The 18,852-nt window shown below is 43.0% G+C and carries 16 protein-coding genes and 1 pseudogene; 9 read left to right on the top strand and 8 right to left on the bottom strand.

What is annotated here, in order from left to right; all coding sequences use genetic code 11:
* The first annotated feature begins 556 nt into the window (after positions 1–556).
* The 4 genes from V7K53_RS22705 to V7K53_RS22720 all read left to right on the top strand — a co-directional run bounded on the left by V7K53_RS22705 (position 557) and on the right by V7K53_RS22720 (position 5,291).
* Positions 557–2,326, top strand: a complete 1,770-nt coding sequence (locus V7K53_RS22705) for a DUF3352 domain-containing protein (RefSeq protein ID WP_335199803.1) — start codon at positions 557–559, stop codon at positions 2,324–2,326.
* 173 nt (positions 2,327–2,499) lie between these two features.
* Positions 2,500–3,561: a c-type cytochrome biogenesis protein CcsB gene (gene ccsB, locus V7K53_RS22710; RefSeq protein WP_335199804.1), complete on the top strand. Its 1,062-nt coding sequence runs from the start codon at positions 2,500–2,502 to the stop codon at positions 3,559–3,561.
* 554 nt (positions 3,562–4,115) lie between these two features.
* A complete protein-coding gene (locus V7K53_RS22715; RefSeq protein ID WP_094350095.1) occupies positions 4,116–4,424 on the top strand; it encodes a KGK domain-containing protein in 309 nt (102 codons plus the stop codon).
* Positions 4,425–4,571: 147 nt separating this feature from the next.
* Entirely contained in the window at positions 4,572–5,291 is a 720-nt protein-coding gene (locus V7K53_RS22720) for a Uma2 family endonuclease (protein WP_335199805.1), read from the top strand.
* Between the two features lie 201 nt (positions 5,292–5,492).
* On the opposite strand, the gene V7K53_RS22725 is transcribed toward V7K53_RS22720, so the two are convergent.
* The 3 genes from V7K53_RS22725 to V7K53_RS22735 form a co-directional block, all read right to left on the bottom strand.
* Complete coding sequence (locus tag V7K53_RS22725) at positions 5,493–5,795, bottom strand: hypothetical protein (RefSeq protein WP_335199806.1); 303 nt, start codon at positions 5,793–5,795, stop codon at positions 5,493–5,495.
* Positions 5,796–5,905: 110 nt separating this feature from the next.
* A complete protein-coding gene (locus V7K53_RS22730; protein WP_335199807.1) occupies positions 5,906–9,853 on the bottom strand; it encodes a tetratricopeptide repeat protein in 3,948 nt (1,315 codons plus the stop codon).
* Complete coding sequence (locus V7K53_RS22735) at positions 9,854–10,180, bottom strand: hypothetical protein (protein WP_335199808.1); 327 nt, start codon at positions 10,178–10,180, stop codon at positions 9,854–9,856.
* Positions 10,181–10,386: 206 nt separating this feature from the next.
* On the opposite strand from V7K53_RS22735, the gene V7K53_RS22740 reads away from it, so the two are divergent.
* Positions 10,387–10,971: an Npun_F5749 family FMN-dependent PPOX-type flavoprotein gene (locus tag V7K53_RS22740; RefSeq protein WP_335199809.1), complete on the top strand. Its 585-nt coding sequence runs from the start codon at positions 10,387–10,389 to the stop codon at positions 10,969–10,971.
* 14 nt (positions 10,972–10,985) lie between these two features.
* Here V7K53_RS22740 and V7K53_RS22745 read toward each other — a convergent pair whose 3' ends face one another.
* The 4 genes from V7K53_RS22745 to V7K53_RS22760 all read right to left on the bottom strand — a co-directional run bounded on the left by V7K53_RS22745 (position 10,986) and on the right by V7K53_RS22760 (position 15,134).
* Positions 10,986–11,684: a L,D-transpeptidase family protein gene (locus V7K53_RS22745; protein ID WP_335199811.1), complete on the bottom strand. Its 699-nt coding sequence runs from the start codon at positions 11,682–11,684 to the stop codon at positions 10,986–10,988.
* A 54-nt stretch (positions 11,685–11,738) separates the two neighbouring features.
* Complete coding sequence (gene cysE, locus V7K53_RS22750; protein WP_335199813.1) at positions 11,739–12,503, bottom strand: serine O-acetyltransferase; 765 nt, start codon at positions 12,501–12,503, stop codon at positions 11,739–11,741.
* A 160-nt stretch (positions 12,504–12,663) separates the two neighbouring features.
* Positions 12,664–13,155 carry a hypothetical protein gene (locus V7K53_RS22755; RefSeq protein WP_335199814.1) on the bottom strand — a complete coding sequence of 164 codons (492 nt, stop codon included), beginning with the start codon at positions 13,153–13,155 and terminating at the stop codon, positions 12,664–12,666.
* Positions 13,156–13,472: 317 nt separating this feature from the next.
* Positions 13,473–15,134: a DUF3352 domain-containing protein gene (locus V7K53_RS22760; protein ID WP_335199815.1), complete on the bottom strand. Its 1,662-nt coding sequence runs from the start codon at positions 15,132–15,134 to the stop codon at positions 13,473–13,475.
* Positions 15,135–15,292: 158 nt separating this feature from the next.
* Here V7K53_RS22760 and V7K53_RS22765 point away from each other — a divergent pair, with 158 nt between their 5' ends.
* From V7K53_RS22765 to V7K53_RS22775, 3 genes are all read left to right on the top strand, one after another.
* On the top strand, positions 15,293–15,625 hold the full coding sequence (locus V7K53_RS22765) for a rhodanese-like domain-containing protein (protein WP_335199816.1): 333 nt from the start codon (positions 15,293–15,295) through the stop codon (positions 15,623–15,625).
* A gap of 466 nt (positions 15,626–16,091) precedes the next feature.
* A complete protein-coding gene (hrcA, locus tag V7K53_RS22770; protein WP_335199817.1) occupies positions 16,092–17,243 on the top strand; it encodes a heat-inducible transcriptional repressor HrcA in 1,152 nt (383 codons plus the stop codon).
* A 121-nt stretch (positions 17,244–17,364) separates the two neighbouring features.
* On the top strand, positions 17,365–18,039 hold the full coding sequence (locus tag V7K53_RS22775; RefSeq protein ID WP_335199818.1) for a DUF2834 domain-containing protein: 675 nt from the start codon (positions 17,365–17,367) through the stop codon (positions 18,037–18,039).
* Positions 18,040–18,243: 204 nt separating this feature from the next.
* Here V7K53_RS22775 and V7K53_RS22780 read toward each other — a convergent pair whose 3' ends face one another.
* Positions 18,244–18,477, bottom strand: a complete 234-nt coding sequence (locus V7K53_RS22780) for a hypothetical protein (protein ID WP_335199819.1) — start codon at positions 18,475–18,477, stop codon at positions 18,244–18,246.
* Between the two features lie 10 nt (positions 18,478–18,487).
* On the opposite strand from V7K53_RS22780, the pseudogene V7K53_RS22785 reads away from it, so the two are divergent.
* Positions 18,488–18,852 (top strand): annotated as a pseudogene (locus V7K53_RS22785) (photosystem II q(b) protein); the annotation flags it as partial.

The raw sequence follows: 18,852 nt of genomic DNA on the forward strand, positions 1-18,852 counted from the left end.
AGACAAGTAGCTCAAATTGGCTTGCAGCTTTGTCCAGTTAGTTATGTCTGTACGTTCGCTTATTTTGAGATGGCAAGAGGCATTAATGCCTTGACAGGAAAGCAATAGTGGGATTTAGATAAAAAATATAAAAAAAAGAGCCTCAAACCTGTGTACAGAAAGTTTTGGACATCGTTTTACTTAGTTTCTTGATATATCTGGGTTTGGACTGTTTTTGAGTATTTAGTGTATTTCCCTTGCCCTACATCGCTTTGAGGCTTGTTTCTGCCTCCAAAGTGTTTAAGTTCCGATAACAGATTTACTTGTGGAAACTTTCCGACAGAGGAATTAATCTCAGGGAAACGTCCTACGAAATTCAACAAAGCGTGTTAAAAATGGTAACTGAGCCAAAAACATAGCTTTTAAAAGACTAGGGAAAGTTGATTATCGATGTACCATCAGCATCTAGGGTAGAAAAATTTAATATAATTAACTGCTTTAAAGAATGGGTAATACTGTTGGTGTACTTGACTAATCAAGCAAGTAATAAGTTTGCAAGTATAAGGTACAGGTTTCAATGGCACCGCCTCTTGTGTCTGTTCAGATGAAGAAAAATAAGAAACCGTCTCTGGTGCTGACGCTCTCGGCTGCTGGGTTATTGATTGGCGCGGGGAGTGTAGCTTACTGGTTGTTAGCCCAGAGACAAATATCTTCTAGCGATTTGCTAGTAGGTGCAAATATTATTCCTGGTGATGCCCTGTTTGCGGTTTCTTTAACAACAGATCCCCAGCAGTGGCAGAAATTGCGGCAGTTTGGGACAAAAGAAACCCAAACAGAACTGGACAAGAATTTAGTCCAGTTACGCGATCGCTTTCTGACTAATAATGGTTACGACTTTCAAAAAGATATCGCTCCTTGGGTAGGCAATGACATTGCGATCGCAATTCTTGCCCCAACAATAGGGAATAAACCTGCACCCAAACCAGTTACCACCAATGAAGATGCTGCTAGCGATCAGCAGTCGATGGTAATGGTATTGCCAGTAAAAAACCCAGAAATCGCCAAAAGCATTTTGGCACAACCCAAAACCCTTAAACAAGGCAAATGGATTGACCGTACTTATCAAGGGATCGCCATTAAACAAAGTGAAGGACAAGCAGGGCAAAACTTCTCGGCTGCATTACTAGATGGGCGTTTTGTAGTCATCACTGATAGTCCCAAAGCCACAGAACGAGCGATCGATGCTTACAAAAATAAAACATCCCTAGCCACAACAGGGGGTTTTACTGAGAATTTCCCGAAAATTGCCAACTACCAACCCTTCGCACAATTTTATGTAAATGTACCAACAGCAGCCAAAATAGCCGCAGCTTCTCCAAATCGCCCTTTACCGGCTCAAGTTTTGGCTCAACTACAAAATAACCAAGGTTTAGCGGGGACAATGACTTTAGAGTCAGAAGGAATCCGCTTTAAAGGCGTTTCTTGGTTAAACCCTAATAGTCAACGTGTGCTGGCGGTGGAAAACAAAGCTGGGAAAATGCAAAGCCGCATACCAGCAGAAACCTTAATGATGCTTACTGGTGGTAACTTACAGAGGTTGTGGAGAGACTATGTTTTAACATCTCAAGGAAATCCTTTATCACCGATCGCACCAGAACAGATTAGAGGTGGGATAAAATCTCTTACCGATCTTGATTTGGAGAAGGATTTGCTTAGTTGGATGAAAGGGGAGTTTTCATTATCAGTAATTCCTGCTACTCCAAAAGAAGGTTCACCAAATGATTTTCGTGCGGGTTTACTGTTTATGGTACAAGCAAGCGATGCCTACAGTGGGCAAAGTCTACGCAAATCCGCTGAAGCATCCATCAGTAAGCTGGATGAAGTCATGAAAAATCAATACCAGTTTCAAGTGCAATCTGGGAAAGTTGCAGGTCAATCCGTTGTTAACTGGGTGTCACCTTATGGTACGTTAACTGCTACTCACGGTTGGTTAGATGGAGATGTCGCCTTTTTGATAGTGGGCGCTCCGATCGCGGATAAAATTGTTCCCAAGCCTAACTACACACTAGCTAGTACTCTTCCCTTCCAACAAACAGTTCCTACAGAACCCAATCCGACAAATGGTCAATTTTTCCTGGATGTGGAACGAACTGTGAAAAATTTCCCTTTACCAACTCTAATTCCCAATCAACAAACTTTGCTAGATGCAACGCGCTCAATTGGGATGACATCTGCCGTCAGCGACAATCGCAGTAACCGTTACGATATTTTTATCGAACTTAAAAAAGTTACTAATGCGACTACATTGCCTAGTCCAGAAGGGAGTAAGAATAACTCTGTTAGATAAGGAGTGGGGAACGGGAAGTAAGAATTTTAGAGTTTGGTTTAGATTGAAATTTAATCCAAAATCCAAAAGCCAAAATTGAATTGCCCAATGCCACATTCCCGATCCCCCTCTAAACATATAGGATCAAAACAGTCAGAATCGATATTTTAAATCATCCACGGAGAGAAGACTTTATGAATTTGGTTGTACTCCAGAACTGGCTGGACAATGCGTCCTTTGCCATATTATTCCTGACAATGCTGGTGTATTGGGGAGGAGCGGCTTTTCCGAATCTGCCTTATCTAGCCGCTTTGGGGACAGCTGGGATGGCGATCGCCAATTTGTGCATTGCGACTCTACTAGGGGCACGATGGATCGAAGCTGGTTACTTTCCCTTAAGTAATCTCTATGAATCTCTGTTTTTCTTAACTTGGGGAATTACCGCAGTCCATCTCATTGCTGAAAATAGTAGCCGTAGCCGCTTGGTAGGAGTTGCAACAGCTCCAGTGGCAATGGCTATTACTGCTTTTGCTACGATGACACTACCATCACAGATGCAAGCGTCAGAACCCCTAGTACCTGCCTTGAAGTCAAATTGGTTGATGATGCATGTCAGCGTCATGATGTTGAGTTATTCTGCTTTGATGGTGGGTTCATTATTAGCGATCGCTTTCTTAATAGTTACTCGCGGTCAAAACATCCAACTACAAGGCAGTTCTGTTGGTACTGGTGGCTATCGCAGCAACGGCTACCGCTTGCACAAAGCCACTGAACTAATTTCTCAACCATCAGCCCCTTCTGCCGAAAATAACGGCTTTTCTCGTTTTGAAACTAGTAGCAACGGCAACGGTAACGGTAACACTGCCGTTTTGAATTTAGTAACTACCCCTGAATCTCCAGCCGTTGCATCTACTGAACTTCTTTCACCCCAGCGCCTTAGCCTTGCCGAAACCCTCGACAACATCAGCTATCGGATCATCGGATTAGGATTTCCCCTGCTGACAATTGGCATTATTGCCGGTGGGGTTTGGGCTAACGAAGCCTGGGGTTCTTACTGGAGTTGGGACCCGAAAGAAACTTGGGCATTAATCACTTGGTTAGTGTTCGCCGCCTACCTTCATGCCAGAATTACTCGCGGTTGGCAAGGGCGTCGTCCCGCAATTTTAGCCTCTGCCGGCTTGCTTGTAGTTTGGGTTTGCTATCTCGGTGTAAATCTTTTGGGTAAAGGTTTGCATTCTTACGGTTGGTTTTTCTAAGAACCGTTTAAATAAAACTGCCCCACCCGCCCCTTGCTAAGGCTACGATAAGTCCTTTTCACCCCCTCTAACTCTCCCTACGGTGTACACACAAGTCCTTCTCACCCCCTCTAACTCCCCCTTGCAAAGGGGGAGAACCGGATATTTCCCCCCTTTGCAAGGCTACGGTGTATACACAAGTCGAATTACCCCCCTTAATCCCCCCTTGCCAAGGGGGGAAACAAGAAAATCTAGTCCCCTCCCCTTTGCAAGGGGAGGGTTAGGGTGGGGTAAAATCCGCATTCATCAACTACTTGAGACTTGTGTATATACCGTAGCTTTGCAAGGGGGGATTAAGGGGGGTAAACCCAGGGTTTGCACTTCATTACCAAGATGTGTGTACATCGTAGCCGATGTTTTGGGGAGGGGTAACGCGAGAATTATAGGCTAATTTACCAGACATCAAATTATTACTAAATTTTTATTTGACCAGCACTAAATCTATAAAATCATCATTTTATTTCGGACGAACTGTTATATCTCTGAAAATATAGATTTATTGACAGGAGATTTTTATGGAAGATGGATTCGAGAGACTAAATCACGATGAAGTTGTGTCTATAGAACCAGACACATTTAATAAGTTAAATATTGCTAAAACTTTTAAAGTCCGCGATTTGATTACAGCAATTAAGGAATATGTTGGAGCAGAAGAAACAGATGAAGTAAATTTGTATACCCAAGGATTAAATTGTGAAGTTTTACAATTTAGTACTTTGGGATGGAAAAAAGGAAAAGTTCGACTTGCTTTAGAATTTTGTCCTGATGAATCTGAGTCGCCACTTGATGAAATTTTTCAAAAACTCAAACAAGTGGAGAACTAATACGAGCAAAAGATCCCCGACTTCTTTAAGAAGTCGGGGATCTGATACTCTCGATGTTTGCAAATAAAATTAGGATGTGCTGAATTGCTCTCAAAATTCATTAATAAAATAAAGATGTACTAATAACTGAGGAAGAGTAAACCCATCATGCTAGAGTACAATCCATTAGCTTGTTTGCCTTCATCAGAGGAACTGCCAGACTCTGACGATACGCCAGTGGATAATGAATTACAAGATTTGATTCCCGGTTTACTCAAAGCGCTTCTGGCAATGGCTTGGCCAGAGCGCATGGATTGGTTTTTTGGCGTAGATATGGGTATTTATTATGACCCAGACTTACCGCCAATAGTCCCAGATGGGTTTTTGAGTCTGGGCGTTGAGCGATTTTATGATGAAAACCTCCGCCCCAGTTACGTACTTTGGGAAGAGAAGAAACTACCGATATTAGCGCTGGAAGTGGTATCTAAAACATATCGCGGTGAGTACTCGACTAAGAAAGCAGAGTATGCAAGATTGGGATTTTTGTATTATGTAGTTTACAACCCATTTCGTCGCCGTAAGCCACGTTTAGAAGTTTACAAATTAGTTAACAATGTTTATGAATTACATGATGGTAATCCAGTTTGGTTGCCAGAAATAGCTTTAGGAATTGGTATCGAACGAGGAACGTATTTAGGCATTCCACGCGAGTGGATGTATTGGTATAACCAGCAAGGGCAACGGTTTTTAACACCAGAAGAAGGCAAAAAACTTGCTCAACAAGAAGCTCAACAAGCAAAACAAGAAGCTCAACTTGCCCAACGACGCACTCAATTATTAGCAGAACGGTTGCGATCGCTCGGCATAGATCCTGATTCTCTCACCTGAATTGCTGTCAAAATTCATTAATGAAATAAATCCCATAATCACGAAGACGCGATAAATCGCTGTCTCTACAAAGGAATGATTATTGTAGAGACGGCGATTTATCGCGTCTTTTCCCTTAACCGAACAACATTGCGAGGTTCACAAATGAAGCTCCGAGGTTCATCAACGAAGCTCTGAGGTTCATTAATGGAGTTCAAAGACTCATTCACGAGTATCAAAGACTCGTCCACGAACATCAAAGACTCGTCCGCGAGTATAAAACGACTCATTCACGAGTATCAAAGACTCATTCACGAGGATAAAAGACTCATTCACGAGGATAAAAGACTCATTCACGAGGATAAAAGACTCATTCACGAGGATAAAAGACTCATTCACGAGGATAAAAGACTCGTCAGCGAGTATAAAAGACTCATTCACGAGTATCAAAGACTCATCCACGAGTATAAAAGACTCGTCCACGAGTATAAAAGGCTCGTCCACGAGGATAAAAGACTCGCTCACGAGTATTAAAGACTCATTACAGCAGTTTTCATTTACTTAAATCACACTCTCGCGTTCTTCTCTGCGCCTTTGCATGAGACAAAAATCTTTCAGTAATTACGAATTACGAATTACGAATTACCCATCACCCTATCAAGACTTGCACGCACACCTTCAGCATAAGGTGACTTTAATCGCTGCAAAATCTCTAAAGCTGGTTGCAAATAGGATATCGCTTTAGTGTATTTACCCTGCTGTTCTGCCAAATGTCCTAAGCACCACAGAGTTATTGCTTTGCCTTGGACATCTTCAATGCGTTCATTTATTTCCAAAGACTGATTGAAAAGTGTGATTGCTTGCTCCACTTCTCCTTTGTCGGCGTAGATACCTGCCAGTTGGTGCAACGTCGCCGTTTTATTTTGGACATTTCCAATGCGTTCATTTATTTCCAAAGACTGATTGTAGAGTGCGATCGCTTGATCTACTTCGCCTTTGTTGGCGTATATATCTGCCAGTTCGTGCAACGTCGTCGCTTTGCCTTGGACATCTCCAATGCGTTCAGTTATTTCCAAAGACTGATTGTAGAGTGCGATCGCTTGATCTACTTCCCCTTTATTGGCGTAGAGAATTCCCAGGTTGTACAACGTCGTCGCTTTGCCTTGGACATCTCCAATGCGTTCATATATTTCCAAAGACTGGTTGAATAGTGCGATCGCTTGATCTACTTCGCCTTTGTTGGCGTATATATCTGCCAGTTCGTGCAATGTCACCGCTTTGGTTTGGACATTTCCAATGCGTTCAGTTATTTCCAAAGACTGATTGTAGAGTGCAATCGCGTGTTCAACTTCCCCTTTAGTGGTATAGATACGTCCCAGTTGGTGCAACGTCGCCGCTTTGCCTTTGACATTACTAATGCGTTCAAATATTTCCAAAGACTGGTTGAATAGTGCGATCGCTTCATCAACTCCCCCTTTGTTGGCGTAAATCATTCCCAGAGAGTGCAATGTAGCCGCTTTCCCTTGGACATTACCAATGCCTTCTTCTATTTTCAAAGACTGATTGTAGAGTGCGATCGCTTCATAAACTTCCCCTTTATCGGCGTAGAGATTTCCCAGACAGTGCAACGTCGCTGCTTTGCCTTGGATATTACCAATGCGTTCTGTTATTTCCAAAGACTGATTGTAGAGTGCGATCGCTTGATCAACTTTCCCTTTGTTGGCGTAGATACCTGCCAGTTGGTGCAACGTCGCCGCTTTGTTTTGGAAATTTCCAATGCGTTCAAATATTTCCAAAGACTGGTTGAATAGTGCGATCGCTTGATCAACTTCCCCTTTGTTGGTGTAGATACCTGCCAGTTGGTGCAACGTCGCCGCTTTGGTTTGGAAATTTCCAATGCGTTCATTTATTTCCAAAGACTGATTGTAGAGTGCGATCGCTTGCTCTACTTCCCCTTTATTGTTGTAGATACGTCCCAGTTCGTGCAACGTCGACGCTTTGCCTTGGATATTACCAATGCGTTCATTTATTTCCAAAGACTGATTGTAGAGTGTGATCGCTTCATCCACTTCCCCTTTGTTGGCGTAAATACTTGCTAGGTTATGAATTATTGCAGCTTTTTCTGTTTCGTCTGTTTGTAAACAAAATTCAAGCGCTTGCTGATAATACTGCTGTGCTTGTTCAACTTCACCGAGTTCTGCTTGAGAGCGAGCTATCGCATGTAAAACACGATAGTCTTTGGTAAGTTCTAGAGTAGATTTGCACAGTTGCACTGATTCCCGAAAACGGCTTTGATTTTTCCAGATATGTGCTGTGGAGAAGGCTATTTTAGCCGCAATTTTTTCATCCTTCCCCAATAACGCCAAGCGATGAATTTCTAACCTTCGTGCTTCCGTAGAACTTTCCGCCTCTTCCCATAGCCGATACAAAATTTGTGCAGCTTGTTTATACAACTCTTCACCCTTGGGGTTTTCTGGAAACTCTAGCAACGGTGACAAAATCCGGGGAACACGATACAACCTCTCTGTGTTGTTGGTGAGGGTAACTTCCAACAAACCCAAAATTTCAGCGCGTTGAATATGACTTTCCCAACTTGAGATATCCTCACAAATCGGAGAAATAGCAGCTAGAGGAACAGGTAACTCATACACCAACAACTTCCCCAGCATTTGACGCAAAGCTGGAGTTTGCTGCTTCAGCAATACCTGTGCCAAAATATCCTCACGAAATTCCTTTTCCTTATCTGCCATCTTTTGCAGAATCATCTCAACTCCCCTCTCCGCTTCTGGCGACTTCGGGGAATTTTGCAAAATCTTATCTAACCATTCCAACAGCCGAGGATTTCCATCTGCTGCTTTTTTGGCACGTTCCGGCAAATCTGGCTGAAATTGCCAACTGCCATTAAACGAATCCAGACGATTATACTTTTTAATTAAATCTGCCCCACCCAAAGCCCCCAGAGGTTCGCGGTACAGACGATGATTAAGTTCCGACAATGTGAAATTGTAGCGACAGGTAATAATTACCTTGTGGGGAAGTTGGGAATTTTGCATCGCCTTCAGCAACGCCAGCAGTACATCCACAACTTGTGGTTGCAAGACATAAACCCCATTTCGTAAATCCAAATTAGCCTCAAAGTCATCCAGCACAAAGGCAAAGCGCTGTTCTTTGGTATTTAGTCCTTCAGTGAAAAACTTGGTGAGGCGCTGCATCAACGGTAAATTGCCATTGAGAATTTCATGCCCTCGTTCCGAGGTACATTGTTCAGCAAGGGTTTTGAGCAGTTTGTCCTCATCCAGTTGCCGAAAGTTCACCAGCCTGTGATAGCCAACCATCCTTTCCAGAAGTCGCGCCGTCACAGTACTCTTACCCACACCCCCCAGTCCGTGAATTAGTACCCCTAATGAAGTGCGAATTTCTTTGAGACAACGTTGCAAAGTCCGCCGTCTGCCAACAAACTCAGAGGGTTTCGCCACCCGCACCAGTTGGGTATCGGGATCTAAAAACTGTTGATAAGCAGGTTCCGGCGCTGAGGGTGGCACATCTCCCAACACTTCCACCAACGCACCGGGACATTTTCCCTGGACATATAACCGCAACAAATGCCAGTCCCGCACTTTCTGTTTAAACAACTGCTGGTAAGTGCTAGCGAGTGCTTCAGCTAATTGATATCCGGCTGCCAATTTCCCGTAGAGGTGCGCGGCGGTGGCTGTAGCTGTCCGATCTTCCACAGACCGCCCCCAACTTAAAACCGCCCTCGCCCCTTGTGCAATAAGTGCCTCAGCCATTGAAGGGACAGCCCCTTTATCTGCTGCTTGTCCAGTTCGACACCCAGATAAAAACACCAACTTGGGAAAGCGAAACCGGAAGACTTCCGCCAGTTCTGCGGCTGTGGTTTCGTGGCGATCGCCAATTTCCGTCTCAGTGATAAAGTAAGGCGTATAAGGTGCTTCATCTTTAATTGATGCGTGTCCTGTGAGGTGAAACACATCAAAGTCATTCAAATAGCGACTCCACACCTTACCCAACTCGCTAACGCAACCGCTTTCTTCCACCCGCAAATCTACAGCAAAATCTCGCGTATCAGCCAGAATTCTCGCCTCTTCCTGTTCAAACTCTAACTTTGGTTGCACATCTTCCGGGTCGGTTGCCATAAACAATACTCGCAATTGTCGTGGTTCCACAGAAAACCCTTCCGTTTCTTTCTCAATCCAGCGCAGAGGTAACACCACTGGATTAACCCGCTTCACCAAAAAATTCTCATCATCATGCAGCACTTCCCAAGGTAGATGTGCCAATTTTTGATCGGTATCAATAGCAATTACCAACCCTTCACCGCGACAGTTAGCAATTCCCCGACTCAACCACCGTCCATCGCCATCCAACCAAAAAAATAACTGCTGCCCGATTCCTGGTAAATTGGGCAGCAGTCTATAATAATCGCGATCGCCCTGCTGGAGGAAATCAGCGATTTCTGCTAATTTCAGGCGACGTGATTCATAGTGCTTTATTTGAGGTAGCCAATACCTGAGTTCAACTGTTTCCTGCGTACTTTCCCGAAGTTGAATGCGGATAGTTTGCACTTATTTGCTGATAGATTTGAGGATTTCCGTGATTTCCTCTATAGTAGCTTCTTCGAGTAAAATCCTGTTTCCAGTATCAGGGTCAAGAATTACCACATCAAATTGCTTCCCAGGATGAGATTTATGCCATTCCTGATACCATTTGCGGATTTGTTCAGCTAAAGCCGCAACACCACCCACAATGCCAATAATAGTAGCAACAGCCGCTAAAGTTCCCTCTTTTTGCGTCGGAACTTCATAGCTTCCCGATATTCCAGGAATTTCTAGCAAAGCCTCGGCTGCGGCTGGTGCGCCTTCCCCTTCAATTCCAACTTGAATTTCTGCCATAGCTCATCTGCGAATTTATACAACATACTGTATATTCTGCGTTGAATTGAGGATAATATTCACGCAAAGACACAGAGACGATTGCAAAATTATTTACTTAGTGTTGTACCAATTGTCTAAAATAAGACAACAGACCCAAACCTGGAAACCCAGATTAAATCTGACTTTCTTCATTTTTAATTTTTAACTTTTAATTTTTAATTGATATGTCTCTTGCTCCTTGGCGAGGTGCGATCGCTCATGCACTCCATCGCAACCGCAGCCTTGTTTATGCCCGTTATCTGCAACTAGCAACGCTACAAGCGAATGGTCGCCCCGCCAATCGTACCCTAGTCTTTCGCGGCTTTCTGGAAGATACAAACCAGCTAAAATTTATCACTGATAATCGTAGCGCCAAAGCCGATCAGATACAGCAACAACCTTGGGCAGAAATTTGCTGGTACTTCCCCAATACACGAGAACAATTCCGCATCACTGGTTGTTTGATTCTGGTAAGCGGTGATGATTCTGACCAGGTTTTACAGCCAGCCCGGATCGCCATGTGGCAAGAATTAAGTGATGCGGCGCGTTTACAGTTTGCTTGGCCGCATCCTGGTAAACCCAGAGTTCAGACCCCAGAGGCTTTTGCACCACCAGCACCCGAACCTATGCAGCCAGTGCCTAATTTTTGTCTACTGCTACTCGATCCAGTGCAGGTCGATCATTTAGAATTACGCGGTGAACCACAAAATAGAAAGTTTTACCAGCGTGATGAAAATCAAGAATGGTTTTGTGAAGAAATTAATCCTTGAACAATCTTTTCAAATTAAGGAAGAATCTCGACAACTGTACCTTTTTGTACCCATTGATATAGTTCATCTACATCTTTGTTTTTCAGGGAAGGGCAACCCAAAGTCCAATTATAGCGATCGCTAATCATGTTATCTCTGCCCACAGGGACACCATGTATCCCAACTTCGCCCCCAATAGGAATATGCCAAGGTAACTTACCACTAGCTTTTGCCTGAAAATACTTTCGCCAAGATCGGGGATTGGGATAGTCAAGCCATAGGAACTTCGACCATTGTGGGTGAGGATAAAGGTCTTTGATTTGCAGAATACCTTCTGGAGTTTTGCTGTCACCCTCTGCTTGTTTGTCGCCAACGGGATTAGTACCAAAAACTACAGGGTAAGACTTGAGTGGTTTTAGGTCATAGTACAGGGTTAGTCTGTGTCTGGATTTTTCAATTAAAAGAGAAATTTTCTTATTGTTATTGGCTGTAGTAACTAATTGCTCAAGAGGTTGGTCGTAATTCAATAATTCGTCTTTGGCTAAGGGAGTATGAAGTTGTGGTTCAGGCTGACAATCTTGAAAACACAATACCTGAGTAATTTGCCCCACAGGCATCATCAATCCTAGCCGAACTAATAGTAAATAGAATAAAGAGCCACTTATCAGCATTAGAAGAATTATTAGTATCTTCTGACGATGCAAATGAGTTTTGCTAGGTGGCTCTTTTGTCATTGCCCTAGATTTGTCACAGTTAAATAGAATTACACAGAAGTGCAGATTAATTCTTTAAATACCTGCACCATCTAAAAACTCCTGTATTGCCTTATCTTTAAGGCTGCACACAGGAGCATCTTGGGATAAATCAGCTTGGTTAGAAGCTACACAACCTACTAAAACAGGAGTTTTGTCTGAAGAATTGGTGCGCTGAAGAGTTTGTATTTGTTCTTCCAACGCTTCAATCCGGTCTACTAAAGCACGAATTACTTGAGCTTCTGAATCTGGTAAGTTATTGTGTTCAAGAGGAGAAACCCTAACCCCAGAACGATACATAATCCGCCCAGGCACACCTACCACAGTACAATCTGAAGGCACATCTCTTAAAACAACAGAACCAGCACCAATACGGACATTATTGCCAATTTGGATATTGCCCAGTACCTTCGCTCCCGCTCCGACTACGACGTTTTCACCCACAGTAGGATGGCGTTTACCACATTCTTTACCAGTACCCCCAAGGGTGACACCTTGATAAATTAGAGCATAGTCTCCCACGATCGCAGTTTCACCAATTACTACACCCATCCCGTGGTCAATAAACACACTTTGCCCAATTGTTGCACCAGGGTGGATTTCAATTCCAGTCAAAAACCGAGCCAAGTGAGAAATCAGGCGCGGAATAAAGGGAAGACCAACACTATACAGCCAGTGAGCCAGCCTATGGAATAACAGGGCTTGCAAACCAGGGTAACAAAATAAAACTTCCAACCAGTTACGGGCAGCTGGGTCACGTTCAAATATGATACGAAAGTCAGCACGCAGTATAGATAGCACGAGATAGCACCCTCGGAAAGCACAACAAGCTACTCTCCCATATTATCCTCTCAGGTTACACCTAAAAATTGGGAATCAGAATTGGGGATTGGGTACAAGAGGCTGAGGTGCAGAGGGGAAAAACTTACTACAACTTCTCCTCTACTCCCCATTCCCCAATTCACTGCTGCTCTACTTTCAGAGTATAATCCCGCTTGACTCCAGGGTTAAATGTACCTACCCAAATTCGATACGTACCCCTTTTCCAATCGCGATCGCTAACGCTAGCATCTTTACTTTTGCCAGTGTCATCACCACAACGAATTGTTGTTTTATCTGGCCCTTGGATAATTAAAGTGGTGTCGTTGTTGTTGCTATCAATTTGGATTGTTAGCTGGGAAAAGTCCTTTTCCAAAACCATAATGTGATCTGGTTTGGAATCGGCAAAACCAATACAGGCTTTTTGATCGCGATCGCGGTTACTTATGGCAGACAATGAGTAAGAACCACCTGTAAACCCCTGCACTGTTCCTTGTGCTGGATCAAAGTTTGTTGATAAATTCAAAGTGGCAAAGTTTGCTGTCTGTGCTATGGCAGGGGTAGCTGTGATAGCGGTAAATATAGCCAACAGCCAACCGCCGCGAAACTGAAGTCGGGGGCAACAGTATTTCATAGTAGCCCTCCAACAGGCTTTTAAATTAGTGATGATATATACATATTCTAGTGAAAAAAATCCAGTGAAATTTCAGTTAACTGTGCCACATTCAAATGTGCCACAGTTAATGTTTTGGAAAGTGGACAGCTAATTGCTAGGTTGTTTCTCGATCTAAACAGCAGCATTAAATCGCACCTGTTGATAGTGAAGCATTTTGGCAATGAAGCCATTAATTAGCAAATGCTACAGGAAATACAAGTAAATATCATGAGGCAATAAAGTACAGAAGGTAAAAAATTATTTTACCTTCTGTACTTTAAGCTTCTGTGAAAATCTCACGAATTATGGAGTTTGAAGAAAACGCCACCTTTGAGCGATCGCGTGTCAGTTCCATAACTACTAACTGTGAGCGATCGCAGATTATTAAAAAACGGTTTCCCTAAAACTTCCACTAACTTGAGAACAGGTACTTGACGCTCTAGCAAATTCTGGCTCTTTGTCCAGTCAAGATATATATAGCCTTGGTTTGGTAGGGGAATTGCAGCGATACTATCTTTGAAATTAGCATTGTCAATTATGGAATTATTCTTGGTTGTAAGAATTTCATCCATAGTCTCTAAGTCAGACGTGAAAATTTCGTAATTTCCTAAAGTTGTATGCAATCCCTGTACTTTTGTTTCAATGCTGAAAGATGCTCCTTCTTTGACATCACTTTTTTTTGTCGCTGTGGTTAACTCTGTCCAAGCGGAGATTTTTTGCTGATCTATAGTCAGGGGATTAATGCTGAGTCCATTTGATGAGGCGATCGCATCTAATCGAGCAACACCTTTTTCCACACTCTCAGATTTTTCCACCACAAAAATCCAATGTGAAGTTGTTTGCTTTTTCGCAGGTAACAATGCTATGGCATATTCTCCTTGTACCCAGCTAAAAACATCCTCTGGTAAGCTTATACCCCAGCGTTTTTGAACATCCGCCAAAGGTTTTGCTAACCGAGAAACCACATCTTCCCCAGAACCATATATAGTTGCTGTTGCTTGTTTCCAGAGTTTGGCTAAATCACTGTCAGCCAAGTTACTCAAATTCGAGCCGGAAATTGCTAAACCTGCGGATGCTGGAACATATTGCAATGCTCCCACAGGTTTAGATAACGGTGCAGATGGAGGGACAATTTCTGATGAAGTCAAAAAGGTGGTTTCTGCCAGCAATCCTTTAGGATTTAACACCAAGGATATAATTTGGCTGTTATAAAGTTGTTCTGGTAACTCTAACCCTTGCCATTTTGCCACGATGGGAAGATTCAAGAACGCTACAGCTAAACCTCCTTTGATCTGTTCTTTGGTAGCTTTTTGGTATTCGGGTGAGCTAGTCAAATTCAGATCGGGCGCTTGGACGTTATTAATAGCATCTCGTAGTACTTTTGGATCGTTGGCAAACAACACAAAGTTTTCACCGACAACAGCACCAGCAAGCAAGTCTTGTTCTGGTTGAGAATTGTCAGAAATCAGTTTTACACCTTTATATTGTTCAACAGCTAAGTTTGCCCCAGATAACGCTCGTTTGGAAAACAACAATTCGACAAACTCGCGGCTTTTCTCCGGTTGCTTGGTTGCTAACGCTAACAGATACCCTGGCTGCTGTCCGTTTTCTGGATCGCGATCGATATCTAAGGTAGCGATCGCTAATGTAATTTCGTCCCCTAACCAGGGTTGAATGTCTTGTTTGTAATCTATGCCACTCTTGGCGAATAAACTGGTTTTGAGTTTAGATAGTTCCTCTTCGCGCTCCAACGCCTGCAAACGGTCAGGATTCGTCAATAATGAAACCATTGCAGGAGAAAGTTTCGACACGAATATGGCTGCACCAGGCCCAGAGCTAGAACCAATGAGGTTAGCCGGACTTTTAGCGAAAAACCAGTAAAAGCCTGCGATCGCAATTACTAGCAATGCGATCGCCCCAGCGACGATAAAACCGATAAATGAACGTTGCCTATTCACATTTAACCTATTAAAAAAGACGGTTTACAGCCATTTAAGCAGAAAGCCTAGCAGAATTAATCAACCCTCTTGAGAATGGATACTCATGCAAAGGCAGAGATTTTCTGCCACCATAAATAAGATTAGGACTGTTTATCGGGAATTCTTTTAGTCAACCCATGAACCAAATTAGTGTAGAAGAACTGGCGCAACGTCTTTCTTCTAGTGATTCAAGTATTCAGCTAGTAGATGTGCGCGAACCAGGAGAATTGGCGATCGCTAGCATTGAAGGCTTTGTAAACCTACCTTTAAGTCAATTTGCCGAATGGGGAGATCAAGTACCTACCCTCTTCAATCCCGAAGCTGAAACTTTGGTATTATGCCACCACGGCATCCGCTCTGCCCAAATGTGCCAGTGGTTGATTGCTCAAGGTTTTACAAATGTGCAAAATATTTCGGGTGGTATTGATGCCTATTCCCAATTAGTAGACCCTTCAATTCCCCAGTATTAGCTTCTGCTCGGATACATCATTCAGATGGAACTTACTCTTCCATCTGACTTTTGCTATGCTAAAAATAGAAGTAGATCGATTTAGAGGCTTGCTGGAAAGTTTGAAATTTGGGCATCAAGTACATCTGCACAAAAATGTTGGATTGCTCTAAATTACAGTTCGGTAGTAGCCGCTGAAGAGAATACGTATCTAATAATACTGTTGCAAGCAGAAATTTATGCAAAAGTACGGTTAGAAAAAAGCATCGCAAGGGTACATTATAACTAGCAGTTTTTGCGAAAAAATCGAGCTACTAGTTCAACCCTAATCTTAAAAAATGCTTTGTACATAAACTTTAAAAATACTTATCATAATATAGTTATATAATTTGATACCTTAATAAATTATTAATATTTTCTGTTTTCGATTAAATCCACAAATTTCTTGAGAGTTTGATTAAAATTTGCCTTCAGCAAAACATACCATAATGGAAGTTCAGTTAACAAATCGACAACAGCATATACTTTGGGCAACGGTACGTCACTACATTGCTACGGCAGAGCCAGTTGGTTCAAAGGCTTTGGTTGAGGAGTACGATCTGGGTGTAAGCTCGGCGACAATTCGCAATGTAATGGGTGTTTTAGAAAAATCTGGATTACTTTACCAACCACACGCCTCTGCTGGACGTGTACCTTCAGATTCAGGCTATCGCATTTATGTTGACCAGCTAATTACACCTTCTCTGCGTTCGCGCAGCGTATCGCAGACAGACGCTATGCGTAGCTTGCTTCCACAAAGTGGTACAGAAACTTTAGGGCGAGAAGTAGAGATAGCACTGCAAAAGCATCTCCAGTGGGAAGATCGCAGTTTAGAAACCTTACTACAAGGAGCAGCGCAGATTTTAGCAACCTTGAGTGGTTGTATTAGCTTGATCACTATGCCGCAAACGACTACAGCGTTATTGCGACATCTGCAATTAGTGCAAATTGAAGCTGGGCGGATCATGCTGATTGTGGTGACTGATGGTTACGAGACACATTCCAAATTGATGGATTTGTCGCCAACACCAGAAGAAACCCAACGGGATTCAGAGGTAATCGATCGCGAGTTACAGATTGTTTCTAACTTTTTGAATACCCACTTGCGGGGGCGAAGTCTGTTGGAATTAGCCAACCTTAACTGGAGCGAACTAGATCAGGAGTTCCAACGCTACGGGGAATTTTTGAAAAACTCAGTTGCCGAATTGACTCGTCGCACTCTTGCACCGACTGCAACCCAAATTATGGTTCGGGGTGTGTCAGAAGTCTTGCGCCAGCCAGAATTTTCCCAGTTACAGCAGGTACAAACAATTATCCACCTGCTGGAAGAAGAACAAGACCAACTATGGCGATTAATATTTGAAGAACCAGAACCAGAGGATGGTGGTAAGTCCAAAGTAACGGTTCGCATTGGCGCAGAAAATCCATTAGAACCGATACGCACCTGCACCTTGATTTCTTCTAACTATCGCCGAGGTTCAATACCCGTAGGAAGTGTGGGAGTTTTGGGGCCAACGCGTCTAGATTATGAAAGTGCGATCGCAGTAGTAGCATCTGCTGCTGATTATCTTTCAGAAGCTTTCAGTTATTTCAATCCTTAATTAGCGATTAATCTTTAGGAACAAGCCGCTACGCCTCTAGGCGAGCAAACAATACCACATAGCAAGCAGATAGCCGGATTTATAACGGCAAAATCAATAATTAATACTACTTAAATCTTTCATGCTTAGAAAAATTGCCTTTGGTCTACTGTGGCTGGGATTTGTTGTCTATGCTTTTTTCCTCGCGCCTCCTGAGCAACCTGGTACATTCGAGTTAATTAAAAACCTTTCTATTGGGCAGTGGCAAGGTATTAACCCGTTAGTCATAGCACTATTCAACCTTATGGGCATCTGGCCTCTGATTTACAGCGCAGTAGTCTTTATTGATGGTAGAGGACAAAAAATACCTGCTTGGCTGTTTGCTACTGCCTCTTTCGGAGTTGGTGCTTTTGCATTGTTGCCGTACTTAGCCCTACGAGAACCAAATAATCAGTTTGTCGGTAAAAAGAATATTTTTCTCAAATTACTAGATTCTCGTGTGACTGGTTTTGTATTGACAGTAGCCACGGTTGTTCTAGTCACCTACGGCATAAGAGGTGGAGATTGGGGCAGTTTTGTGCAAGAGTGGCAAACTAACCGCTTCATCCATGTGATGAGTTTAGATTTTTGCTTACTCTGCCTATTATTTCCCACATTGCTGGGGGATGATATGGCGCGTCGCGGTTGGAAAAATCCGCAGTTGTTCTGGTTAATAGCCTTGATACCGTTATTCGGCCCATTGGTTTATTTATCTGTGCGTCCACCTTTACAAGAAGTGGGTATAGAGTCTATATCCAAGCAGCCAGCAACGAATTGAAGAATAAAGTGGATTTTTCACAATCCAAAATCGTTCGACTGAGCGACTTACCTTGAGCGTATCGCTAAAGCGAAAGCTCCGCTAATGCGTAGCATCTCGTAGAGATGTCGAAAGGAGCCGAAGTCTAAAATCCAAAGTGATATCATCCACAATACCTTTCGGTTATGGGGAAAAGGGGAAGGGGAAAAGGGAAAAGAAAAACCTTTAACCTTTACCCCTTAACCTTTTCCCCAAACCCAATTTCAAGTTAAAAATGCTTAACCGAACAGTATTGATATCATCCAAAGTCCCCGCTTTTTCAAAGGTTTGGGGATTTTCTGTGGGTGCGTAAATCCCAAGAGAAAGTTTTTTCTGAAAGTACTTTACAAAACGCAATAAATTCCTTAAGATGTGTAACAGGTAGTCAAACCTACCTAATTCATCTGCAAATAATCGCATTTATAAAACAATGACAACAACCTTACAACGTCGCGAAAGCGCCAACGTATGGGATCGATTCTGCGAATGGATCACCAGCACCAATAACCGGATCTACATCGGTTGGTTCGGCGTAGTAATGATCCCCACCTTGCTAGCCGCTACCGCTTGCTTCGTAATCGCCTTCATCGCTGCTCCTCCAGTAGACATCGATGGTATCCGCGAACCAGTAGCAGGTTCCTTAATTTACGGAAACAACATCATCTCCGGTGCAGTTGTTCCTTCATCCAACGCTATCGGCTTGCACTTCTACCCAATTTGGGAAGCAGCTTCTCTTGATGAGTGGTTGTACAACGGCGGTCCTTACCAATTGGTAATTTTCCACTTCCTGATTGG

It is taken from the genome of Nostoc sp., assembly GCF_036917355.1.
In the GTDB taxonomy this organism is placed as follows: domain Bacteria; phylum Cyanobacteriota; class Cyanobacteriia; order Cyanobacteriales; family Nostocaceae; genus Nostoc.